23 protein-coding genes are annotated in these 23,697 nt (G+C 64.5%); all 23 read left to right on the top strand.

Translation table 11 applies throughout. The features are described 5' to 3' along the window. Positions 1-13: 13 nt before the first annotated feature. Positions 14-1,495, top strand: coding sequence for a UDP-N-acetylmuramoyl-L-alanyl-D-glutamate--2,6-diaminopimelate ligase (locus GE073_RS15790; protein ID WP_153783823.1), 1,482 nt, complete (start codon positions 14-16; stop codon positions 1,493-1,495). Next, the gene (locus tag GE073_RS15785) at positions 1,492-3,042 is read left to right on the top strand and encodes a UDP-N-acetylmuramoyl-tripeptide--D-alanyl-D-alanine ligase (protein WP_101809355.1); all 1,551 of its coding nucleotides are present in this window, start codon (positions 1,492-1,494) and stop codon (positions 3,040-3,042) included. Before GE073_RS15790 ends, GE073_RS15785 begins: the two co-directional genes overlap by 4 nt. A gap of 18 nt (positions 3,043-3,060) precedes the next feature. Continuing rightward, positions 3,061-4,029 carry a phospho-N-acetylmuramoyl-pentapeptide-transferase gene (gene mraY / locus GE073_RS15780; RefSeq protein ID WP_153783822.1) on the top strand — a complete coding sequence of 323 codons (969 nt, stop codon included), beginning with the start codon at positions 3,061-3,063 and terminating at the stop codon, positions 4,027-4,029. A 74-nt stretch (positions 4,030-4,103) separates the two neighbouring features. Then, a complete protein-coding gene (murD, locus tag GE073_RS15775; protein ID WP_153783821.1) occupies positions 4,104-5,540 on the top strand; it encodes a UDP-N-acetylmuramoyl-L-alanine--D-glutamate ligase in 1,437 nt (478 codons plus the stop codon). 44 nt (positions 5,541-5,584) lie between these two features. Continuing rightward, positions 5,585-6,682 carry a stage V sporulation protein E gene (gene spoVE, locus GE073_RS15770; protein ID WP_101809353.1) on the top strand — a complete coding sequence of 366 codons (1,098 nt, stop codon included), beginning with the start codon at positions 5,585-5,587 and terminating at the stop codon, positions 6,680-6,682. A gap of 427 nt (positions 6,683-7,109) precedes the next feature. Then, on the top strand, positions 7,110-8,021 hold the full coding sequence (gene murB, locus GE073_RS25075) for a UDP-N-acetylmuramate dehydrogenase (RefSeq protein ID WP_180968518.1): 912 nt from the start codon (positions 7,110-7,112) through the stop codon (positions 8,019-8,021). 15 nt (positions 8,022-8,036) lie between these two features. Continuing rightward, the gene (gene murA, locus GE073_RS25070; protein ID WP_180968517.1) at positions 8,037-9,320 is read left to right on the top strand and encodes a UDP-N-acetylglucosamine 1-carboxyvinyltransferase; all 1,284 of its coding nucleotides are present in this window, start codon (positions 8,037-8,039) and stop codon (positions 9,318-9,320) included. Between the two features lie 98 nt (positions 9,321-9,418). Next, a complete protein-coding gene (locus tag GE073_RS15760) occupies positions 9,419-10,183 on the top strand; it encodes a cell division protein FtsQ/DivIB (RefSeq protein ID WP_028597013.1) in 765 nt (254 codons plus the stop codon). Between the two features lie 236 nt (positions 10,184-10,419). Then, positions 10,420-11,661 carry a cell division protein FtsA gene (ftsA, locus tag GE073_RS15755; protein WP_028597012.1) on the top strand — a complete coding sequence of 414 codons (1,242 nt, stop codon included), beginning with the start codon at positions 10,420-10,422 and terminating at the stop codon, positions 11,659-11,661. Positions 11,662-11,675: 14 nt separating this feature from the next. Further along, complete coding sequence (ftsZ, locus tag GE073_RS15750) at positions 11,676-12,794, top strand: cell division protein FtsZ (RefSeq protein ID WP_028597011.1); 1,119 nt, start codon at positions 11,676-11,678, stop codon at positions 12,792-12,794. Positions 12,795-12,996: 202 nt separating this feature from the next. Continuing rightward, positions 12,997-13,923, top strand: a complete 927-nt coding sequence (gene spoIIGA / locus GE073_RS15745; protein ID WP_153783820.1) for a sigma-E processing peptidase SpoIIGA — start codon at positions 12,997-12,999, stop codon at positions 13,921-13,923. Positions 13,924-13,958: 35 nt separating this feature from the next. After that, positions 13,959-14,681, top strand: a complete 723-nt coding sequence (sigE, locus tag GE073_RS15740) for an RNA polymerase sporulation sigma factor SigE (RefSeq protein WP_028597009.1) — start codon at positions 13,959-13,961, stop codon at positions 14,679-14,681. A gap of 200 nt (positions 14,682-14,881) precedes the next feature. Further along, complete coding sequence (locus GE073_RS15735; RefSeq protein ID WP_028597008.1) at positions 14,882-16,600, top strand: ABC transporter ATP-binding protein; 1,719 nt, start codon at positions 14,882-14,884, stop codon at positions 16,598-16,600. Between the two features lie 151 nt (positions 16,601-16,751). Continuing rightward, positions 16,752-17,174 carry a GntR family transcriptional regulator gene (locus GE073_RS15730; protein ID WP_028597007.1) on the top strand — a complete coding sequence of 141 codons (423 nt, stop codon included), beginning with the start codon at positions 16,752-16,754 and terminating at the stop codon, positions 17,172-17,174. Next, positions 17,171-17,860, top strand: a complete 690-nt coding sequence (locus GE073_RS15725) for an ABC transporter ATP-binding protein (RefSeq protein ID WP_028597006.1) — start codon at positions 17,171-17,173, stop codon at positions 17,858-17,860. Before GE073_RS15730 ends, GE073_RS15725 begins: the two co-directional genes overlap by 4 nt. Then, positions 17,857-18,702 (top strand): hypothetical protein, encoded by an 846-nt coding sequence (locus GE073_RS15720; protein ID WP_153783819.1) that lies wholly within the window; start codon positions 17,857-17,859, stop codon positions 18,700-18,702. Before GE073_RS15725 ends, GE073_RS15720 begins: the two co-directional genes overlap by 4 nt. Positions 18,703-18,711: 9 nt before the next feature. Next, positions 18,712-19,911, top strand: a complete 1,200-nt coding sequence (locus tag GE073_RS15715; RefSeq protein ID WP_153783818.1) for a hypothetical protein — start codon at positions 18,712-18,714, stop codon at positions 19,909-19,911. Positions 19,912-20,112: 201 nt separating this feature from the next. Further along, positions 20,113-20,895, top strand: coding sequence for an RNA polymerase sporulation sigma factor SigG (sigG, locus tag GE073_RS15710; RefSeq protein WP_028597003.1), 783 nt, complete (start codon positions 20,113-20,115; stop codon positions 20,893-20,895). 133 nt (positions 20,896-21,028) lie between these two features. Next, positions 21,029-21,328: a YlmC/YmxH family sporulation protein gene (locus tag GE073_RS15705; RefSeq protein WP_028597002.1), complete on the top strand. Its 300-nt coding sequence runs from the start codon at positions 21,029-21,031 to the stop codon at positions 21,326-21,328. A gap of 48 nt (positions 21,329-21,376) precedes the next feature. After that, positions 21,377-22,240: a peptidoglycan editing factor PgeF gene (gene pgeF / locus GE073_RS15700; RefSeq protein ID WP_028597001.1), complete on the top strand. Its 864-nt coding sequence runs from the start codon at positions 21,377-21,379 to the stop codon at positions 22,238-22,240. Between the two features lie 5 nt (positions 22,241-22,245). Then, the gene (locus tag GE073_RS15695) at positions 22,246-22,968 is read left to right on the top strand and encodes a YggS family pyridoxal phosphate-dependent enzyme (RefSeq protein ID WP_028597000.1); all 723 of its coding nucleotides are present in this window, start codon (positions 22,246-22,248) and stop codon (positions 22,966-22,968) included. Next, entirely contained in the window at positions 22,965-23,408 is a 444-nt protein-coding gene (locus tag GE073_RS15690) for a cell division protein SepF (RefSeq protein WP_028596999.1), read from the top strand. The genes GE073_RS15695 and GE073_RS15690 overlap by 4 nt, the downstream gene beginning before the upstream one ends. 13 nt (positions 23,409-23,421) lie before the next feature. Further along, positions 23,422-23,697 (top strand): YggT family protein, encoded by a 276-nt coding sequence (locus GE073_RS15685; RefSeq protein WP_028596998.1) that lies wholly within the window; start codon positions 23,422-23,424, stop codon positions 23,695-23,697.

Here is a 23,697-nt window from a genome sequence, read left to right as displayed (position 1 = left end):
AGGAGAGAGAACGATGCGCTTGGAGCAACTGGCATCGCAGCTTAAGACCGCCCGCCTCGCAGGAGACGGAGCGACGGAGATCACAGGGGTGGAAAGGGACTCCCGGGCCGTAAAGCCCGGGGATCTGTTCCTCTGCCTGCCCGGACATACGGTGGACGGGCATGACTTCGCGCCGCAAGCGGTGTCGGCCGGAGCGGCGGCGCTCGTCGTCGAGCGCCCGCTGCCGCTGGCCGTGCCGCAGCTGATCGTGCGCAGCAGCCGCCACGCGATGGCGGTGCTGGCGGACGCTTTTTACGGCCATCCGAGCCGGGACCTGCGCGTCATCGGCGTGACCGGCACGAACGGCAAGACGACGACGACGTACCTGATCGAGCGCATCCTCGCCGACGCCGGCCGCGCGCCGGGCGTCATCGGCACGATCGAGATGCGCTACGGCGGACGCTCGTTCCCGATGAGCGGCACGACGCCGGAGGCGCTCGACCTGCACCGGGACCTCGCCGCGATGCGCGAGGCCGGCACGACGCATGTGGCGATGGAGGTTTCCTCCCATGCGCTGGAGCAGGGCCGCGTCAAGGGCGTCGAGTACCGCACGGCGGTGTTCACCAACCTGACGCAGGACCATCTGGACTATCACGGCACGATGGACGTGTACCGCGAGGCGAAAGGGCTGCTGTTCGCCCGCCTCGGCAACGGCTACGGCGACGGCGAGACGCGTTATGCCGTGCTCAATGCCGACGATCCGGCGGCGGAGCGGTTCCGCCAGCTGACCGCGGCGGAGGTCGTCACCTACGGCGTCGACGCCGAGGCGGACGTGCGCGCTTCGAACATCCGCATCGACGCAGGCGGCACCTCCTTCCATGTGAGCAGCTTCGCCGGCGAGGCCGATATCACGCTGCGGATGGTCGGCAAGTTCAACGTCTACAACGCGCTGGCGGCGCTGTGCGCCGGGCTGCTCGAGGGCGTCCCGCTGGCGCAGGCCAAGGCAAGCCTCGAAGGCGTGCCGGGCGTGCCGGGCCGGGTCGAATCCGTCGACGCGGGCCAGGACTTCGCCGTCATCGTCGACTACGCCCATACGCCGGACGGACTGGAGAACGTGCTGCGGGCGGTCAAGGAATTCGCCGCGAAGCGGATCATCACCGTGTTCGGCTGCGGCGGCGACCGCGACCGCACGAAGCGGCCGATCATGGGCGAGATCGCCTCGCGCTACTCGGACTATACGATCGTCACCTCCGACAATCCGCGCACCGAGAATCCGGAGACGATCCTGCTCGACATCGAGGTCGGACTGCAGAAGGCGGATGTTCCCCAGGACCGCTACGAGCTGCTCGTCGACCGCCGCGAGGCCATTGAAAAAGCGGTTGAAATGGCAAGCCCGGGGGATGTAGTATTGATTGCGGGGAAGGGCCATGAGACCTATCAGATCATCGGAAAGACGTCGCATGACTTCGATGATCGGCTGGCCGCCCAAGACGCGATAAGGGGAATACGCAATTGATCAGACGCAAGCTCAGCACGATCGCTGAAATGAGCTCGGGCCGCCTGGGGCCCGGTTACATAGACGTTCCGGAGGGCGCGGAGCCCTCCAGCCTGGAGCTACCCGCGGGCGGCTGGACCGACCTGCTCGTCCAGGGCGTGACGACGGATTCCCGCCGCATCGGCGAGGGCCAGCTGTTCGTGCCGCTGACGGGCGATTCGTTCGACGGCCACGATTACGTGGAGGCGGCGTTCCGCCAAGGAGCGGCCGCCGCGCTTTGGAGCCTCGACCGCGAGCTGCCGGCGTCGCTGGCCGGCAAGCCGCTCGTGCTCGTCGAGGATCCGCTGGAGGCGCTGCAAAACCTCGCCGCCGCCTACCGCGCCGAGCTGCGCACGCTCATCGTCGGCATCACCGGCAGCAACGGCAAGACGACGACGAAGGACATGACGGCGGCCGCGCTCGGCTCCGTCATGCGCGTGCACAAGACCGCCGGCAACCTCAACAACCACATCGGGCTGCCGCTGACCGTGCTGGAGCTGCCGGAGGACGCGGAGGCGGCCGTGCTCGAGATGGGCATGAGCGGCCTGCGCGAGATCGCGCTGCTCACGAATATCGCCCGTCCGGACATCGCCATCATCACGAACATCGGCGACGCCCATCTGCTCCAGCTCGGCTCGCGCGAGATGATCGCCCGCGCCAAGCTGGAGATCGTCGAGGGGCTGCGTCCGGGCGGACTGCTGCTCGTCAGCGCCGACGAGCCGCTCATCGCCGCCGAGCTGGGGCGGACGACGCTGCCGCGCGGCGCGCAGGTGCGCACGTTCGGCGCCTCGCCGCGCAGCGACTGGCGAGCGGCCGGCATCGAGGTCGGCGCGCAGTCCTGCGCCTTCACGGTCAAGGCCGGTCCGGCCGCCGGCTTCCGGCTGGCCGCGGCGCCCGGTCCGCGCCCTGCTGCGGACGAGACCGCTGCGCCTGCGGAAGAGGCTTGCGAAAGCTGCTTCCCGCAGGTGCGCATCGAAATCCCCGTGCCGGGCGTGCACAACGTGCACAACGCGCTGGCGGCGATCGCCGCGGCGACCGCCGTCGGCGTGCCGGCGGAGGCCGTCGCCTCCGGGCTGCGCGCGATGCAGCTGACCGGCATGCGCATCCAGCCGGTCGCGGCGGCATGCGGCGCGATGATCCTCAACGACGCCTACAATGCCAATCCGACCGCGGTGCGCGCCGCCGTCGACCTCGTCGCCGGCCTGACCGGCTATCGCCGCAAGTGGATCGTGCTGTCGGACATGCGCGAGCTCGGCGAGACGGAGCAGGAGCTGCATCGCGAGACCGGCGCCTACATTACGCCGGATAAGGCGGACGCCGTCCTGACGTGGGGAGAGCTGTCGGCCTACACGTCGGCCGGGGCCGCGGAGGCTTTCGGCGAGCGGGCCGCGGAGGCGGTGCGCCATTTCGACTCCCAGGAGTCTCTCATTCTAGCGATACGCGAGGAGCTCGATCCGCGGGATCTGGTGCTGGTCAAGGGCTCCCGCACGATGCATATGGAAAGGGTCGTCGAAGCGCTTCAGCGCTGAGGCGGCAGGGTGGAAGGCATGGACATGCTCGCGATACTCATGACAATCGGCGTCTCGTTCCTGCTCGCGGTCATTCTCGGACCGCTGTGCATCCCGCTGCTCCGGCGGCTCAAATTCGGGCAGCAGGTGCGCACGGACGGACCGCAGAGCCATCTCAAAAAATCCGGCACTCCGACGATGGGCGGCATCATCATCCTGCTGGCGGTCACTGTCGCGTTCCTCCGCTTCTCGGAGAAGACGACGGAGTTCTGGGTGCTGCTCGTCGGCGCGCTCGGCTTCGGGCTCGTCGGCTTCCTCGACGACTACATCAAGATCGCCCTCAAGCGCTCGCTCGGCCTGACGGCCAAGCAGAAGCTGTTCGGGCAGCTGCTGTTCAGCCTCATCGTCTGCGTCTTGCTCTACCAGATGGGACACAGCACGGTGGTGTCCGTTCCGGGCACGAGCTTCAGCCTGGACTTCGGCTGGTTCTACTATCCGTTCGTCATCATCATCTTTTTCGGCACGACCAACGCGGTCAACTTCACCGACGGCGTGGACGGCCTGCTGTCCGGCACGAGCGCGATCGCCGCGGGGGCGTTCACGATCATCGCCATGCAGGCGACCGAGCATGAGAGCGCGGTGTTCACGGCGGCGCTTGTCGGCGCGGTGCTCGGCTTCCTGATCTTCAACGCGCACCCGGCCAAGGTGTTCATGGGGGATTCCGGCTCGCTCGGCATCGGCGGCGGACTGGCCGCGGCGGCGATCCTCACCAAGACGGAGATTCTGCTCGTCCTGATCGGCGGCGTGTTCGTCGTCGAGATGATCTCCGTCATCCTGCAGGTCGGCTCGTTCAAGCTGCGCGGCAAGCGCATCTTCAAGATGAGTCCGATCCACCACCATTTCGAGCTGTCCGGCTGGTCGGAATGGAAGGTCGTCACGGTGTTCTGGGCGGTCGGCCTCGCGCTGGCGACCGCCGGCCTCGCGCTGTACCGGATCGGCGGAGGCTGATCGGCATATTCCACGCAAACGGCAGCCGTCCGAAGGGACGGCAAGCCGTTTTGCTGCATAAGGAGAGGATTTGGATGGATCATCCATCTGCATACCGCGATCGCAAGGTCGTCGTGCTTGGCCTGGCGCGCAGCGGCGTCGCCGTCGCCAAGCTGTTCCACCGGCTCGGAGCGGACGTCGTCGTGAACGACCGCAAGCCGCGGGAGGACAGTCCGGAGGCGGGAGAGCTCGAGGCGCTCGGCATCCCGGTCGTCTGCGGCAGCCATCCCCAGGAATTGGTTGGTTCAACAACGGCGCTGCTGGTGAAGAATCCGGGGATTCCGTATAGCGCGCCTCCGGTGGCGGCGGCGCTGGAGCTCGGCGTCGAGGTCGTCACCGAGGTCGAGGTCGCCGGCCATCTGTCGGCGGCGCCGATCATCGGCATCACCGGCTCCAACGGCAAGACGACGACGACGACCTGGATCGGCGAGATGCTGAAGGCGGCAGGGCGCAAGCCGGTCGTCGCCGGCAACATCGGCCGCCCGCTGTGTGAGGCGGCGCAGGAGGTATCCGCGGACGACGTGCTCGTCGCCGAGCTGAGCAGCTTCCAGCTCAAGGGCACGACCTCGTTCCGCCCGCGCGTCGCGCTGCTGCTCAATCTGGCCGAGACGCATCTGGACTACCACGGCTCGATGGACGACTACGCCGCCTCCAAGGCGAAGCTGTTCGCCCATCAGACGGAGGAGGACGTCGCGGTGCTGAACGCCGACGATCCGTTCTGCGCCGAGCTCGCTCCGCGCCTGCGCGCGCGGCTGCTGCCGTTCTCGCTGAAGCAGCGGCTGGAGCGGGGCGTCTGCGTCGAGCCGCCGTTCCCGGCTGACGCTCAGGCGGACGAGGCCGCGGCCGAGCCGCAGCGCATGATCGTCTACCGCGACGGCAGCGGGGGAGAGCTGCCGCTGCTGCCGGCAGCGGAAGTCATCCTCCCGGGCCGCCACAACCTGGCCAACGCGCTGGCCGCTGCGGCCGCCTGCATCGCCATCGGCGCCGAGCCGCAGGCGCTGGCGGAGCCGCTGCGCCGCTTCGGCGGCGTCGAGCACCGGCTGGAATTCGTGCGCGAGGCGGACGGCGTCCGCTATTACAACGACTCCAAGGCGACGAACCCGACGGCGACGACAACGGCGGTCGGGTCGCTCGACCGGCCGATCGTGCTGATCGCCGGCGGGCTCGACCGCGGCTCCGACTACATGGAGCTGCTGCCGCTGTTCCGCTCGCGGCTCAAGGGGCTCGTCGTGCTCGGCCAGACGAGAGGCAAGCTGGCCCGCGTCGCGGAGCTGGCGGGTATGCCGGACTCGCGCGTGGCCGATGCTGGGGAGGATGCCGAATCCTCGATCGCCCAGGCGGTGCGGCTCGCCGCCTCGCTGGCGGAGCCGGGCGACGCCGTGCTGCTGTCGCCGGCCTGCGCGAGCTGGGATATGTTCCCTTCGTACGAAGTGCGGGGGGACATGTTTAAGGATTCGGCGCATACCTTGTAAGTAGGGGGCTCGTCCCTACTTTCCCATGCCAGAGGTGTTGCGTCATGCCCAAAGCCCGGTCCGCTCCGGACGCATGGCTGATCGGTTCCATCGCCCTTATCCTCGCCATCGGTCTGATCATGGTCTACAGCGCGAGCGCGGTGCGGGCGTTCCAGGACTTCGGCGACAAGTTCTACTATGTGAAGCGCCAGTCGCTGTTCGCCGCGCTCGGCATCGGCGCGATGGTGTTCACGGCCAATACGGACTACCATGTATGGAAGAAATACGCCAAGCCGCTGCTGCTGGTCTGCTTCGCGCTGCTCGTGCTCGTGCTCGTGCCCGGCATCGGCGCGGTGCGCGGCGGCGCGCGCAGCTGGCTCGGCATCAGCTCGTTCGGCATCCAGCCGTCCGAGTTCATGAAGCTCGGCATGATCCTGTTCCTCGCCAAGATGCTCTCGGACAACCAGCAGCGGGTGACGCTGTTCGCCCGCGGGCTGCTGCCGCCGCTCGGCCTGATGGCGGCGGCGTTCGGCCTCATCATGCTGCAGCCCGACCTCGGGACGGGCTCCGTCATGATGGGCGCCTCGCTGCTCGTGCTTTTCGTCGCCGGAGCGCGGATGAAGCATCTCGGAGGCTTGGCCGCCGTCGGGGCGATCGGCCTCGTCGGCCTCATCCTGGCGGCTCCGTACCGGCTCGCGCGGATCACCTCGTTCATGGACCCTTGGTCCGATCCGCTCGGCGCGGGCTACCAGATCATCCAGTCGCTGTACGCGATCGCGCCCGGCGGACTGGTCGGGCTCGGCCTCGGCATGAGCCGGCAAAAGTACAGTTACCTGCCGGAGCCGCAGACCGACTTCATCTTCTCGATTCTGGCCGAGGAGCTCGGCTTCATCGGCGGCGCGCTGCTGATCCTGCTGTTCCTCATCCTGATCTGGAGAGGGATGCGCGCGGCGATCTACGCGCCGGACACGTTCGGCAGCCTGCTCGGCGCGGGCATCACCGGCATCGTCGCCGTCCAGGTGCTGATCAACATCGGCGTCGTCATCGGGCTCATGCCCGTAACGGGCATCACGCTCCCGCTCGTCAGCTACGGCGGCTCGTCGCTGACGCTGCTGCTCACCGCGCTCGGCATCCTGCTGAGCCTGTCCCGCTATTCAAGATAAGGCGGGCCGGGAATTCCCGGCCGCTGCGGGCGCGGCTGCGCGGCCTGGCGGCTTTCGGGCGGACTCCAATTCGAACACCGCGATCCGCTTCGGCCGAAGCGGATCGATGCGATAGGCAAGGCGGCGCGGCTGCGCCGCATGAATCAGGCCGCGCTCGAGCCCCGGCATGCCGAGGCTCGAGCGCGGCCTCATCGCCGGCGGGCTGCCAAGGCCCGCAGGCAAGCAGCAAGGGATTCGCGGCGCCGGGCGGCTGTCACCACGGCGTCCGGCTGGGCATAGGATACTGCATAATCGTGTCCGTCAGCTTGAGGGCGGCCGGTTACCTTTTCCGCAAGGGAGAGTGGCATTCGTCGGAGCCGGAAAGCGGCTCCGGGCTGCAGCTTGAGGATGGCTTGCCGCGAGCCCCGACACATGAGGAGGAACGACCATGGAGGCATGGATGGCAGAGCTGGAGGATGCCGCGATCGGCGGCATCCAGAAGCATGTGCCGCTTGCCAGGCATACCACCTGGAAAATCGGAGGCCCGGCGGACGTCCTGCTGTCTCCGGCCGGCAAGCCGGAGATGATCCGGGCGATGGCGATCCTGAACCGCCGCGGCGTGCCGTGGACGATCATCGGCAAAGGCTCCAACATGCTGGTGAGCGACAAAGGCATCCGGGGCGTCGTCATCAAGGCGGGAGAAGCGCTGGACTACGCGGAATTCGACGGCACGCTCGTGCGCGCCGGCGCCGCGTATTCGATCATCAAGCTGACAGTGATGGCCGGCAAGCAGGGACTGACCGGACTGGAGTTCGCCGGGGGAATTCCGGGCACGGTCGGAGGCGCCGTCTATATGAATGCGGGTGCCCACGGGTCTGACATGTCGCATATATTCAACTCCGCCGAAATCGTGCTGGAGACAGGGGAATTGGCCGTATGGGGGCCGGAGGAGATGGCGTTCCGCTATCGCCACTCGCGCCTGCAGGATCCGGGCAGCCGGGGCGTCGTGCTGGAAGCGACGCTGCAGCTCGCGCATGGCGACCGCAAGGAGATCGCCGCGGCGCTGGCGACGCACAAGGAGCGCCGCCGGCGCACCCAGCCGCTGCAGCAGCCTAGCTGCGGCAGCGTGTTCCGCAACCCGCCGGGCCATCATGCCGCCAAGCTGATCGAGGAGAGCGGCCTCAAGGGCTTCTCGATCGGCGGCGCGCAAGTATCGCCCATGCACGCCAATTTCATTGTCAACACCGGGCAGGCGACGGCAGAAGACGTCCTCACCCTGATCGCCCATATCCGCAGCACGGTCAAGAACCGCACGGGAATTGAACTGATGCCCGAAGTATTGGTGGTGGGTGAGCGGTAACTTGGAGGTGTAGGTTTGGACAAATTGGTGATTGAAGGCGGGCAACCTCTCTCAGGAACCATTGCTATCCAAGGGGCGAAAAACGCGGCCCTGCCGATTTTGGCAGCCAGCGTGCTCGCCTGCGGCACAGTGACGATCGAATCCGTGCCGCAGCTGCTCGATATCGAAGTCATGCTGCAAATTCTGCGCGAGCTCGGCTGCCGCGCCGAGCATGAGGGAGAAACGGTCACGCTGAATACGGCGACCGCCTATCATGTCCATATTCCGGAGAAGCTGATGAGCCAGATGCGCTCCTCGATCTTCCTGATGGGGCCGCTGCTTGCCCGTTTCGGCGAGGTGCATATCTACCAGCCGGGCGGCTGCGCCATCGGCGAGCGCAAATTCGATCTCCATCTGGAAGGGCTTCGCGCGCTCGGCGCCGAATTTGAAGAGAATGGAGACCGGATCTCCTGCCGGGCCGACAAGCTGATCGGAGCGGACATCCATCTGAGCTTCCCGAGCGTAGGCGCGACGGAGAACATCATGATGGCGGCCGCGCTGGCCGAAGGCCGCACGACGATCGTCGGCGCGGCGCGCGAGCCGGAGATCCAGGACCTGCAGAGCTTCCTGAACGCGATGGGAGCCCGCATCATGGGCGCCGGCACGGACACGATCACGATCGACGGCGTCGAGTCGCTGAGCCCGTGCTCCTACCGCGTCATCCCGGACCGCATCGTCGCGGGCACGCTGCTCGTGGCCGCCGCGGCGACGAAGGGCAAGGTGACGCTGACGAACACGCGTCCGGCGCATCTGTCCTCGCTCGTGCATGTGCTGCGGCGCGCCGGCACGAACGTCGCCATCGACGGCGACGTCATGACCGTCAGCGCCTCGTCTCGTCCGAAGGCGGTGGAGCGCATCGTCACGTCGCCTTATCCCGCTTTTCCGACGGACCTGCAGTCGCCGGTCATGGTGCTGCTCGCGCTGGCCGACGGCGTCAGCATCATGAAGGAGACGATTTTCGAAGGCCGCTTCAAGCATGTCGGCGAGCTGAGCCGGATGGGAGCGGATATCCGCGTCGATCTCGGAGCGGCGATCATCCGGGGCGTGCCGCGCCTGTACGGGGCGACGGTGGAGGCGACGGACCTGCGGGCCGGAGCCGCGCTCGTCATCGCGGGGCTCGCCGCCCAAGGACGGACGATCGTCGAGCAGGTGCACCATATCGACCGCGGCTACGACAGCATCGAATCGATGCTGAGCCGTCTCGGAGCCCGCATCGCGCGCAGCGCGCCGGTGCCGGACAACGGGGCGGTGCCGGGCTGAACCGGCCGCGGCCGGTAACACCGGCAGGCGATTCATCGACGGTCCATCCGCCGCTTTTGCGGGGATGGGCCGGCTTTACAGCTTGAGGAGGGACAAGCGTGGCCGAACTCATACCGCTTCTGAAGGAGCCGCCGCCGAAAAAACGGGGCAGCCGCAAGCTGATCCTGATCCTGGTGCTTCTTTTCCTTATTCTATTGTCCATTCTTTTCTTTAATTCCGCGATCAGCAAGGTTTCCGCCGTCACCGTCTCGGGCGAGCAGTTCACGCCGGAGGCCGTCATCAAGGAGGCGGCGAGCGTGCGCCCCGGGGATGCGTTTTTCGGCACGGTGGCCGGCACGGTGGAGAAGCGCGTCGACGCGCTCGGCTCGATCAAGCGGACGACGGTCGAGAAGAAGTTTCCCGGCGAGGTGCGGATCATCGTGGAGGAGTACCCGCCTGTCGCGTTCGAGATGGACGACGCGGGCAAGCTGAGCGCCATTCTCGCCAGCGGCAAGATTCTGGAGGCCGACGCCGGCAGCGCCGTCGTGGACAAGCCCGTGCTGTCCGGCTGGCGCAAGGACGATCCGGTCAAGAAGAAGCTGTGCGAGGCGCTCGCCGACATCCGTGCCGAGGACCTGGACCATCTGTCGGAGATCAGTCCGAGCCCGACCGAGTCTTATCCGGACCGCATCCGCATCTATACCCGCTCCGGCTTCGAGATCGTCACCGCCGTCTCGCTGCTGAAGGACAAGCTGCCGACGATCAACTCGGTCGTCGAGGAGCGCTCGCCGGGGCGCGCGACGCTGCTGCTCGCCGATACGTACATGCCGTTCGGATCGGCCGAGGAGAGCGCGGACGAAGGGAGCGCGGGCGGCTCCCGCTGACGCTTGCCGAGCAAGCCCACCCTTTTATTTCGCTTCAAAGAATGGTAGAATTTAAGATAGGCTTTTTTTCAAGTTGGAGAAGGCGCCTTTCATGCAAAATGCCAGCGCTGGGATGAATTTCCTCGTGAAAAAAATGTAGAAAAAAGAGGGAAAATATCAGAAGCGTGGAATATGTACGACAGATATATTCACGACAGGCGATAGAAACTAGCGACCGGAACGGAGGTGCCGCGCAATTGAGCAGCAACGACATCATCGTCAGTTTGGACATCGGTACATCCAAGGTTCGAGTTATTATTGGCGAAGTGGCCAACGGAGCCATTAATATAATTGGAGTTGGATCCGCCGACTCGGAAGGCATCCGCAAAGGAGCGATCGTCGACATCGACCAGACGGTCAAGTCGATCCGCAGCGCGGTCGAGCATGCCGAGCGCATGGTCGATATCGAGATTTCCGAGATCTACGTAGGCGTGCAGGGCAACCATATCGCCCTCCAGAGCAACCACGGCGTCGTCGCGGTGTCGAACGAGGACCGCGAGATCGGCGACGAGGACATCGAGCGCGTGCTGCAGGCGGCCAAGGTCGTCGCACTGCCGCCGGAGCGCGAGATCATCAATCTCGTGCCCAAGCAGTTTCTCGTCGACGGGCTGGAAGGCATCTCCGACCCTCGCGGGATGATCGGCGTCCGCCTCGAGGTGGAAGCGACGATCGTGACCGGCGCCAAGACGGCCATACATAATCTGATCCGCTGCGTCGAGAAGGCCGGCCTCCACATCTCGGGCATCATCCTCATGTCCCTCGCCTCCGGCATGATGTCGCTGAGCAAGGACGAGAAGACGATGGGCACCGTGCTGGTGGACATCGGAGCGGGCTCGACGACGCTCGCGATCTTCGAGCAGGGCGGGCTCGTCGCGACGTCGACGCTGCCGGTCGGCGGCGAGTTCGTCACGAACGACATCTCGTACGGCCTGCGGACGCAGACCGACCAGGCGGAGAAGATCAAGCTCAAATACGGCTGCGCGTCCGTGACCGACTCCGCGGAGGATCAGCGCTTCAAGATCACGCGCCTCGGCTCCAACGTCGAGAAGGAGTTCTCCCAGGTGGATCTCGCCAATATCGTCGAGCCGCGGATGGCGGAGATCTTCTATCTGATCCGGCAGGAAGTGCGCCGCCTCGGATACGGCGCCAAGGTCCAAGGCTATGTGTTGACGGGCGGATCCGTCAACATGCCGGGCACCCTCACGGTCGCCCAGCAGGAGCTGGAGTCCACGGTGCGCATCGCCGTGCCGGACTTCATCGGCGTGCGGGATCCGGCATTCGGCAGCGGTGTCGGCATGATCCAGTACGTCAGCAAGCACATGACGATTCGCAACTCGGGAGCGGTCAAGAAGCAGGCAAGCCGCAAGACGGGAACCGCCGCCCCCGCTAAACCCGGCATGATTGAACGAATCAAGAATATGTTCAGTGAATTCATCTGATCGGGGGAAATAGAATGTTGGAATTCGATATTGACCTGGAACAACTGGCTCAGATCAAAGTCATCGGTGTCGGAGGCGGCGGCAGCAACGCGGTCAACCGGATGATCGACAACGGCGTCAAGGGAGTGGAGTTCATCACCGTGAACACCGACGCCCAGGCGCTCCATCTGGCGAAGTCGGAGCATAAGCTGCAGATCGGCGAGAAGCTGACGCGCGGCCTCGGCGCCGGCGCCAATCCGGAGGTCGGCAAAAAAGCCGCCGAGGAGTCCCGCGACCTCGTCGCCGGCACGCTCAAGGGCTCCGACATGGTGTTCGTCACGGCGGGCATGGGCGGCGGCACCGGCACGGGCGCGGCTCCCGTCATCGCCGAGATCGCCCGCGAATGCGGCGCGCTGACCGTCGGCGTCGTGACGCGTCCGTTCACGTTCGAAGGACGCAAGCGCTCCAACCAGGCCGAGCTCGGCATCGAGGCGCTCAAGGAAAAGGTCGACACGCTGATCATCATCCCGAACGACCGCCTGCTCGAGATCGTCGACAAAAAGACGCCGATGCTCGAGGCGTTCCGCGAGGCCGACAACGTGCTGCGGCAGGCGGTGCAGGGCATCTCCGACCTGATCGCGGAGCCGGCGCTCATCAACCTTGACTTCGCCGACGTGAAGACGATCATGACCGAGCGCGGCTCCGCGCTGATGGGCATCGGGATCGCGACCGGCGAGAACCGCGCCGCCGAAGCGGCGCGCAAGGCGATCCAGAGCCCGCTGCTCGAGACGTCGATCGACGGCGCTCGCGGCGTCATCATGAACATCACCGGCGGCAACAACCTGTCGCTGTACGAGGTCAACGAAGCGGCCGAGATCGTCATCGAGGCATCCGATCCCGAGGTGAACATGATCTTCGGCGCGAGCATCAACGAGGACCTCAAGGACGAGATCAAGGTGACGGTCATCGCCACCGGCTTCGAGCACAAGGCGGCGAGCCCCGCTCCGGTACGCCGTCCCGTCAGCCATGCTCCGGCTCCGGAGGCTGCCGAGCCTCGCCAGACGTCTGCCTCGCCGAAGCCGTTCAACAACGCTTCCAGCGATCAGCTGGAAATTCCGGCCTTCCTGCGCAACCGCCCGCGCGGCGACCGCTAGGGCCATTCGAACCAGGCCGAACAGCCGCCCCTTCCAACCGGAAGGGGCGGTTTTTTGTCGTCGCGGCATCCGCCCGATCCGACAAAACTAGAGCGGCCGAAGCGGCAGGATTAGACAGACATCGAGAGGGGGGCTGGACTATACTGGGTTCATTCGTTCTCCGGGTTCAAGCTACGCCGCGGACCAAGGAAGGTGAGCTTCGCTGGCCGTTTACGTCGACGTCCTTTTTTTGAGAGAGCTGCTCGTAGACGGCTCGATGCTGCTGCTGACCGCCTGGATCCGGGGAGTGAAGGCGAGGCCGGTCCGCGTGCTGGCTGCGGCGTCGATCGGCGCGGCCTATGTCGTGCTGATGCTGTTTCCGCCGCTGTCCTTCCTCTATACGATCGCGATCAAGGCCGGCATCTCGCTTGCGATGCTGTACGTCGCCTTCGGGTTCCGCGATACGCGGAGCTTTCTGCGCTTCATCGGCGCGTTTTACGCCGTCAACTTCGTCGCGGCCGGAGCCGTGCTCGGCGTCCACTACATGCTGATGTCCGGATCGGACGAGGTGTGGCGGACGATGCGCTTCCTGCAGGACGGCATGGCGGTCGAGCTGCAGACGAGCCTATGGTTCGTCGTCAGCGTCACGGCGATCGGCCTGTATCTCATGCGCTCGGTCGTCGCCGGCAGGCGGCAGAAGGAGCTGGTGCTTTCCCATCTGGCCGAGGTGACCGTCCGCATCGGGGAGTCGGAGCATCGCTGCACCGGCCTCGTCGATACGGGCAACCAGCTGTATGATCCGTTGTCGAGAACGCCGGTCATGGTCATGGAGGCGTCGCTCTGGGAGGACGAGATCCCGCCCGGATGGATGAAGGGCATCCGGGACGGCCAGGTCGACCGGCTGGTGGCCGAGCTGGGCGAGGAAGAATTCAAATGGCAGGACCGGATCCGGCTCGTTCCTTATCGCGGCATCAACAAGGGCACCCAGTTCATGCTCGCGCTCAAGCCCGACGGCGTCGTCATCGAACGGGAAGGCAGCCGGAGCGAGTCGAGCAAGGTGCTGATCGGGCTGGACGGAGGCAGGCTGGTCGCGGACGGCTCGTACCGCGCCATCATACATCCCTCCCTGGTCGAGAGCCAGGCGGGCTGAACGACGATCCCAGAATCGAAGGAGATGGAGACCCCATGATGGTGAAGCTGCGCTTGAACCTGCATCTGTACTACTACCGGCTGCTGTTCCTGCTCGGGCTGAAAAGCCAGGAGATCTACTACATCGGAGGCAGCGAGGCGCTGCCTCCCCCGCTCACCCGGGAAGAGGAGGAGTATTTGCTGGAGCGGCTGCCGTCCGGCGACAGCGCGATCCGGGCGATGCTCATCGAGCGCAATCTGCGGCTCGTCGTCTACATCGCGCGCAAATTCGAGAACACCGGCATCCACATCGAGGATCTCGTGTCGATCGGAGCGATCGGACTGATCAAGGCGGTCAATACGTTCGATCCCGAGAAGAAGATCAAGCTCGCGACGTACGCCTCCCGCTGCATCGAGAACGAGATCCTCATGTTCCTGCGGCGCAACAGCAAGACGCGGACGGAAGTCAGCTTCGACGAGCCGCTCAACATCGACTGGGACGGCAACGAGCTGCTGCTGTCGGACGTGCTCGGCACGGAGAACGACACGATCTACCGCAACATCGAGGAGCAGGTCGACCGCAAGCTGCTGCATAAGGCGCTTGACAAGCTCACCGAGCGCGAGCGCATCATCATGGAGCTGCGCTTCGGCCTCGCCGACGGGGAAGAGAAGACGCAGAAGGACGTCGCCGACCAGCTCGGCATCTCGCAGTCGTACATCTCGCGGCTGGAGAAGCGGATCATCAAGCGGCTGCGCAAGGAGTTCAACAAGATGGTCTGAGCCCGGCCCGGCGCCAATCGGCTCGGGGCGGAGGGCAAACGGAATGAGGACGGCCGGCATCGCTGCAGATGCCGGTTTTTTCGCGGCTTTTCCGGAAAAAACAACTTTAATGAAAAAAAGCTTTGATTTTGAGAACGAGTCTCACTACAATGTTTGTATAGGTTTTCCTTTCATAATTCAATGCAGAAATGAGTGAAGAAATGCTCCGCCGATTTTTCTCGTACTATCGTCCGTACAAAGGACTGTTCATCCTCGACTTCACCTGCGCCGTCATCGCCGGCCTGCTGGAGCTCGCGTTCCCGATCGCCGTCGGCCGCTTCACGGACGACCTGCTGCCTACCGGCAACTGGAGCCTCATCGTCTGGGCGTCGGTCGGCCTGCTGGCCGTCTATGGCGTCACGGCGCTGCTGAACTACATCGTCACCTACTGGGGCCATATGCTCGGCATCAACATCGAGACCGACATGCGGCGCAACCTGTTCGGCCATGTGCAGAAGCTCAGCTTCCGCTTTTTCGACAACAACAAGACCGGGCATCTGATCGGCCGCATGACCAACGACCTCAACGACATCGGCGAGCTCGCGCATCACGGTCCGGAGGATGCGTTCATCGCCGTCATGACGCTCGTCGGGGCGTTCGGCCTGATGGCGTACCTCAACCTGGAGCTGGCGATCATCAGCTTCATCATCGTGCCGGTGCTCGCCTGGATGATCATCTACTTCGGCAAGCGAATGGGGCAGACGTACGGCCGGATGTTCGGCAACGTCGGCAACTTCAACGCCCGTATCGAGGACAACGTCGGCGGCATCCGCGTCGTGCAGTCGTTCGCCAACGAGGAGCATGAGAACAAGCTGTTCGCGGTCGAGAACGCGAACTACCGCCAGACCAAGCTGATCGCCTACAAGACGCTGTCCGCCAGCATGACGCTCAACTACGTGATGATGCGGCTCATCACGGTGCTGATCCTGCTGTTCGGAGCCTGGTTCTATATCGATGGCCGCATCGAGATGGGCGAGTTCCTGGCGTTCCTGCTGCTCTCCAACGTGTTCTTCCGTCCGATCGAGAAGATCAACGCCATCATCGAGAGCTATCCCAAGGGCATCGCCGGCTTCGGCCGCTACTGCGAGATCATGGACACCGATCCGGACATCAAGGACAAGCCGGACGCCGCCGTCCTCGAGCGGGCGAAGGGCGCGATCGAGTTCAAGAACGTAAGCTTCAGCTACGAGCCGGGCCGCCCGATCCTGAAGGGCATCGACCTGACGATCCGGCCGGGCGAGACGGTCGCCTTCGTCGGTCCCTCCGGAGCCGGCAAGACGACGATCTGCAGCCTGCTGCCGCGCTTCTACGAGGTCGACGGCGGCTCGATCACCGTTGACGGCCATGACATCCGCGACGTGACGGTGGAGTCGCTGCGCCGCAACATCGGCATCGTGCAGCAGGACGTGTTCCTGTTCTCGGGCACGATCCGCGAGAACATCGCCTACGGCGACCTGGGCGCGACCGACGAGCAGGTATGGGACGCCGCGCGCCGGGCGTCGCTCGACGAGCTGATTCGCTCGCTGCCGGACGGCATGGACACGGTCATTGGCGAGCGCGGCGTCAAGCTGTCCGGCGGGCAGAAGCAGCGGATGAGCATCGCCCGCATGTTCCTCAAAAACCCGCCGATCCTCATCCTCGACGAGGCGACCTCCGCGCTCGACACCGAGACGGAGGCGGCGATCCAGGCGGCGCTGGCGGAGCTGTCCGTCGGCCGCACGACGCTGGTCATCGCGCATCGCCTCAGCACGGTGCGGAGCGCCGACCGCATCCTCGTCGTCAACAGCAGCGGCATCGCCGAGGAAGGCCGGCATCAGGAGCTGGTCGCGGCCGGAGGCATCTACAGCCGCCTGCATGTCGCCCAGATGAGCCAGGCGTAAGACGAATCTCGGCAAGTTCGAAACGCCGCCTTCCCATCGTGGAGGGCGGCTATTTTTTTGCAAGCCATTGACAGTCAGGTGTATGATGCGCATAATACACATAGATCGTGTATGAACCAAGTAGTACACACACTTAGAAGCGAGGTGTGAGATGGGCATCGACGAATGGCCGGAGCTGGCCATGAACAGCCGCGATCCGGTCTACCTGCAGGTCGTCCGGCACTTCAAGGAGCTGATCGCGACCGGCTGGCTGGAGGCGGGACAGCATGTGCCTTCCCGCAGGGAGCTCGCGGCGCGGATGAAGATCAACCCCAACACGGCCCAGAAGGCGTACAAGGAAATGGAGGAACAGCAATTGATCGTCACGGAAGGCAATTCTCCCAGCCGGATCACGAGCGACGCGGCCACGCTGAGAAGCATCCGCTCCGAGCTGCTCGGCGAGGCGGTTCAGGCATTCGTCGAATCGGTGCGCCGTCTGGACGCTCCGGTCGAGGAGCTGGTCGAGCTCGTGCGCGAGAAATACGGGCGGGGCGAAGCAGCGGCTGAGCCGAGCGAGGGAGGGCCGCTGCCATGATCGAGGTCAGCGACATCCGCAAGAAATACCGGCGCAAGCAAGTGCTCGGCGGCGTCTCGTTCCAGGCGCAGAAGGGGCAGATCACCAGCCTGATCGGACTGAACGGCGCCGGCAAGTCGACGGTGCTGAAGGCGATCATGGGGCTGACGCCGATCGACGGCGGGAGCATCCGCATCGGCGGCCAGGCGATCTCGCCCGCCGCATACAATACGATCGCCTTCATCCCCGACCGGCTGACGATGCCGGGCTCGATGAGGCTGCGCGACGGCCTGCAGTTCATGGCCGACTTCTATCCGCGTTGGAATCCGGCGCGAGCCGAGGATCTGATGAGCTTTTTCCGCCTGGAGCGGGGAGAGAAGATCGGCCGCCTGTCCAAGGGCACGGCGATGAAGTTCAACCTCGTGCTCGGCATGGCGCAGGACGTCGACTACGTGCTCATGGACGAGCCCTTCTCCGGCATCGACCTGTTCAGCCGCGAGCTGATCGCCGAGGTGTTCACGAGCCAGCTCGTCGAGGACCGGGGCGTGCTCATCACGACGCATGAGATCGGCGACATCGAGCATCTGATCGACCATGCGGTGCTGCTGGATCAAGGCCGCGTCGTCCGCGACTTCGACTGCGAGCAGATGCGCGAGGAGCACGGCAAGTCGGTCATCGACGTCATGAGGGAGGTGTACCGGGGATGAAGACGAATCTGATTGCGCTGCTCAAGCTGGCGGATCTGGAAATCCGCCGGTTCCGCGGCATTCTGCTCGGCTTGATGGCGCTCGTCGCGCTGATCCAGCTTGGCGGGCTGTCGATGGTGACCCGAACCCGGCTCAGCCAGATCGAAAGCCAGATCGAGCGGAGCGGCATGACGCTCGCCGAATTCAAGCTCCAAAACAGCGGCCTTTCCCTGCTGGAGCTGCTTGGAGAGCTGGACGGCGTTACGGGCGTCGCGATCGCCTGCTGCATCGTCGTCGTCGCCGCCTACACGCTGATCATCTGGTACCGGGACTGGTTCGGCCGGGCGAGCTTCGCCTACCGGCTGCTCATGCTGCCTCATCCCCGTTTCCTGCTCTATCTGTCCAAGCTGGTCGCGATCCTGACGTTCGTCTTCAGCCTGTTCGCCTGGCAGATCGTCATCGTCGCCGGACAGATGCTGCTGTACCACGTCCAGATTCCGCACCAGCTGCGCATCGAACGAACGTTCATCGATACGATCCGAAGCACGGATCTCGTCATCTTCATTCCGGTGCGGCTGACGGAATTCCTGCTCGTGTACGGCCTCGGCCTCGTCATCGTGCTGCTGCTGTTCACGACGGCGCTGCTCGAGCGCAGCTACCGGCTCAAAGGACTGCTCGGAGGCTTGGCGCTCAGCGCGGCGGCGTTCGTGCTGCTCGTCTGGCTATGGGCAGGGGCGGAGGACAGGGGCAGCTTTCTTTACCCTACCGAGCTGCTGGCGCTCTTCATCGGCGTGCTGCTCGTCAGCGCGGCAGCGGCCCTCTGGCTCGGCTGGCGTCTGCTGCGCGGCAAGGTCTCGGTCTAAGGAGGACTTATGAAAAAATACGGATACAGCATCGGACTGGCGGCGCTCAGCGCGCTCGTCCTGATCGGTTACGTTGCCGCGGCGTCAGCGGATCGCAAGCCTCCTTACCGGCTGACGACGGAGGAGGGGGACGCAGCGGTCATGAACGGCTTCGTCCTGGACGGCCTCGGCTCCCGATTGACGGCTGACGGCGGCAGAGAGCGGACCGGCAGCCGGTTCCTTTCCGCGCCGTTCCATGACTTGATGGAGCCGGACCACTACTACTCGGAGCGGAACGAGCTCATCCTCGCCCATCGCTCGTTCATGAGGGGCCATCGGATGGATGATTCGTACTATCGGGATGATGCTACGGTCATCGGCGCCGATCTGGACGACGCGCGCTCGACGATCGACGTCCGCCTGCTCGACCGGGCGAGCGGCGGCGTCCGCGAGCTCGAGCTTCCGATCGAGCTTCCGGCAGGAACGAAGCGGCTCGATTCGCATTCTTCCAACCGCAGCATCGTGGACGTGCAGCTGGAGAACGGACGGATCCACCTTTTGGTCCGCGGCGACTACTTGCCGTTGGAGGGGGAGCGGAATCTCTGGATTTACGAGGACCACATTGTGGACAGCGCCTCCGGAGAGCGTGTCGGCACGGTCGAGGTTTTCCGCAGCGGGCCCGAAACCGAGCTGTCGCGCGAGACGACCGTCGATCTCATCGAGGAGGTGCGGCAAATGGACGCCTCCGGCATCGTCATGCTGAACGTGAAGCGGCTCAAGCATGACGACGGGACGAACCAGGAACAGCCGTCGCCATTGCTGCAGGAGTGGCGCCTCGTCGGCTACGATTATGCCAGCGGCGAGACATGGGATCTGCCCAAGGCGGGCATGGATCGGCTCAAGCAAGGGCTGGAGCCGCGCCTGCACGGCGGAATTCTCTATGCTTTCAAGGAGCACATTGAAAAGCCGGTCATCCACTTCCTCGACCCGCGCTCGGGAGAGGCGGCTGCGGAGCCGCTTCCGCTCGAAGAGTCCGACATTCCGCAACGGAGCGTCAGGCTGCAGGACGGCCGGATCTACGACAACTTCTTGGCCGGCAAAAAACCGACCGTCGTCGTCTACGACGAAGCTTCGCGCCGCGTCCTGTACCGGGGCAGCGTGGAGCAGGCCGATCCGCGCGCGGAGCCGGTCGACTACAAGTATTTCTCCTTGAATTTCTATGGGAAATGAACCGTCTATGCCGGCCCAAGCCGGGGCAATCCTGCCCCGTTTTTTTTTATCTCGCGCTGGCGATGGGGAAACCCTTCCGGCGCCTGCCTGAAGGCGCTTACCGGATGCTCTCGGGGGATGCGGACGGAGCTTCCGGCAGGAATAAAAATGAAGCCCGAGGAGATAATGCTTATTAATGTTTCTCCTTGGGAGGTAGTCACGTTGACCCGAAATAAAGTCGAGATCTGTGGAGTGGATACCGCCAAACTCCCCGTCCTTACCAATGTTGAAATGAGAGAGCTGTTCACCGCTCTTCAGACGAAAAACGAGTGGTCGGCCAGAGAGAAGCTGGTGAATGGAAACCTGCGGCTGGTGCTCAGCGTCATCCAGCGGTTCAACAATCGCGGAGAGTTCGTGGACGATCTGTTCCAGGTCGGCTGCATCGGGCTGATGAAGGCCATCGATAACTTTGATCTCGGTCAGAACGTCAAGTTCTCGACCTACGCCGTGCCGATGATCATCGGCGAGATCCGGCGCTATTTGCGGGACAACAATCCGATCCGCGTCTCCCGCTCCCTGCGCGACATCGCCTACAAGGCGCTGCAGGTGCGCGACGCGCTGACGAACCAGAATTCCCGCGAGCCGACGATTTTCGAGATTTCCGAGGCGCTCGGCGTGCCCAAGGAGGATGTCGTGTTCGCGCTGGACGCGATCCAGGATCCGGTCTCGCTGTTCGAGCCGATCTACCACGACGGCGGCGATCCGATCTACGTCATGGACCAGATCAGCGACGACCGCAACAAGGATGTCGGCTGGATCGAGGAGATCGCGCTGCGCGAGGCGATGCACAAGCTCGCCCAGCGCGAGAAGATGATCCTCTCCATGAGGTTTTTCGAGGGCAAGACGCAGATGGAGGTCGCGGACGAGATCGGCATCAGCCAGGCTCAGGTGTCGCGCCTCGAGAAGTCGGCCATCCAGCAGCTGCAGAAGCATGTGAAGACCTGAATAGCGGATTCAGAACTCAAAGGGCGCCGATCGGCGCCTTTTTTTCCGCGTCCGGAGGGCTGTTCGCCTCGTCCGGAACATATACATGGAAGGGACCGAAACCATCCTAGGACGGGAAGTGCGCCTCATGATCATGAAAATCTCCGACTTTCAGACGAAGGATGTCATCAATATCATCGACGGCAAGCGTCTGGGCCAGATCACCGACATGGAGATCGACCTTCGGCAGGGGCGGATCGAATCGATCGTCGTGCCGCATTACACGAAGTTTTTCGGCATGTTCGGCAACGGCAGCGAGCTCGTCATCCCATGGCGCAACATCGTCAAGATCGGAGCCGACGTCGTGCTCGTGCGCATGGAGAATGCCGGCGCGAAGACGTATCTGGAGGACGACGACATTCAGGTGAAGCCGCTGCAGCGGCGGGAGCCGTAGCGGGGACGGAGCGGCTCGTGCTACACTAGACGACGAGGTGAGGATCGGATGGAGCCGTTCGTTCAGCGACATAGACGGGATGAGGCGAAGGAAGCTTCGCTTTTTTTGTTGGAATCATGGGTAAAGGAAAAGGACGGACTTACGGCCGGCTTCACGGGACGAGGCGGCGGGAAGAGCGGGGAGCCGTGGGCGTCGCTCAACCTCGGCCTGCATGTCGGCGACCGCGATGCGGACGTCGTCGACAACCGCCGCCGGCTGACGGAGGCTCTCGGCTGGCCGGCGGAGGCGTTCGTCTGCGGCGAGCAGGTGCACGGCTGCGCGGTGCAGGCGGTCGGTGCGGCGGACGCGGGGCGGGGCTTGTCGAGCCGTGCGACGGCCGTGCCGGACACCGACGCGCTCATGACGGATGAGCCCGGCGTGCTGCTCGTCTCCTTGTATGCCGACTGCGTGCCGCTTTATTTCTGGGACCCCGTCCGAGAGGCGGTCGCGCTGGCCCATGCCGGCTGGAAAGGCACCGTGCTCGAGATCGCCCGCCGCACGGTCGAGGCGATGGCGGAGCGTTACGGCAGCGTGCCGGCGGACATCCGCGCGGCGATCGGTCCGTCCATCGGTCCGTGCTGCTACGAGGTGGATGAGCCGGTGCTCGAGCGCGTCCGGCCGCTGCTCGCAGAGCTGGCGGAGGCGGGCATCGTCCGGCTGGCCGAGACGATCGAGCCGTCGTCGCCAGGGCACGGCCGCCTGAACTTGAAAGAGCTGAACCGACAGATTATGATAAAAGCAGGAATTTTGCCGACCCGTATCGAATGTTCGGAGTGGTGCACCGGCTGCCGCCGCGACCTGTTCTTCTCCCACCGCATGGAGGGAGGGCGTACGGGAAGGATGGCGAGCTGGATCGGCATGAAGGGCAGGTGACGCCGATGCCGCTCTTGGAGCGCAAGGCGCAAGTAGACCGGAGGATCGCGGAGGCGTGCCGCCGTGCGGGGCGCGATCCCCGCGAGGTGAGCGTCATCGCGGTCACCAAGTATGTCTCGCTGGAACGGACGCGCGAGGCGCTGGCGGCGGGCTGCCGCCAGCTCGGCGAGAACCGCTGGCAGGACGCCCGCGCCAAGTGGGAGGCGCTGGCGGAGGAGTACGGAGCGGACCGGACGGGAGAATCTGTCGAGTGGCATTTCATCGGCTCGCTGCAGACCAACAAGGCCAAGGACGTCGTAGGCAAGTTTACATACATCCATTCGCTGGACAGGCTCCCGCTGGCGGAGGCGATACACCGCAAGGCGGCCGCGCTCGGCATCCAGGTGCCCTGCTTCATCCAGGTGAACGTCTCCGGCGAGCTGTCCAAGCACGGCCTGGAGCCGGCGGATCTGGAGGAGCTGGCGAGGGGGCTGCGGGATTATCCGTCCGTCCTCCCGGTCGGGCTGATGACGATGGCTCCGCATGAGGAGGACCCGGAGGCGACTCGGCCGGTATTCCGCCGGCTGCGCGAGCTGCGCGACGAGGCCAACGCCAAGGGCTGGTTCGCGGAGCCGCTGAGAGAGCTGTCGATGGGCATGTCCAACGATTTCGAGATCGCGATTGAGGAAGGCGCCACCCGGGTGAGGCTTGGAACCGTCCTGGTGGGCCATGAGGAGGAGCGTGTGTGAAGGTGATGAACCGGTTCATGAATTTCCTCGGCCTGCAGGACGAGGAGGAGATCATCGAGCGCGAGACCGTACAGGCGCATGACGAGCAGGAAGTTGAAACCTCACCGGCCGAAACGCGTAAGCAATCCAAAGGCAGCAACATCGTCAGCATCCATTCCCAGAAGAACATGCGGGTCGTGCTGAACGAGCCGCGTTCCTACGACGAGGCTCAGGAAATCGCGGACCATCTGCGCAACCGGCGCTCGGTCATCGTGAACCTGCAGCGCGTCCGCACGGACCTCGCCGTCCGCATCGTCGATTTCCTGAGCGGCACGGTCTATGCGCTGAACGGGCATATTTCCAAGCTCGGTCCAAATATTTTCTTGTGCACGCCGGATTCAGTCGATGTTCAGGGCACCATAACGGAAATGCTGGCAGAAGAAGACTTCAGAAAAAGATGAGGTGACCTAACCGTTGGGATTCGACTACGTCCGTCTCATCAATACGCTTGAGACGATCTACAGCTTCATGATCATCGGCTATATTCTGCTCTCCTGGCTGCCCAACGCGCGCGAGAGCTTTATCGGCGAGTTTCTGGGCAAGCTGGTCGAGCCCTACCTGAGCATTTTCCGCCGCTTCATCCCGCCGATCGGCGGCATGCTCGACATCAGCCCGATCGTCGCCCTGTTCGCGCTTCGCTTCGTCGCGTACGGGCTGATCGGAGTTCTGGATTTCCTGATCGGACGCTAG

It is taken from the genome of Paenibacillus sp. B01 (assembly GCF_009649995.1).
Classification (GTDB): Bacteria; Bacillota; Bacilli; order Paenibacillales; family Paenibacillaceae; genus Paenibacillus_O; species Paenibacillus_O pasadenensis.
Note: the sequence above shows the minus strand (reverse complement) of the source record. Positions and strands in the feature narration are given on the sequence as shown.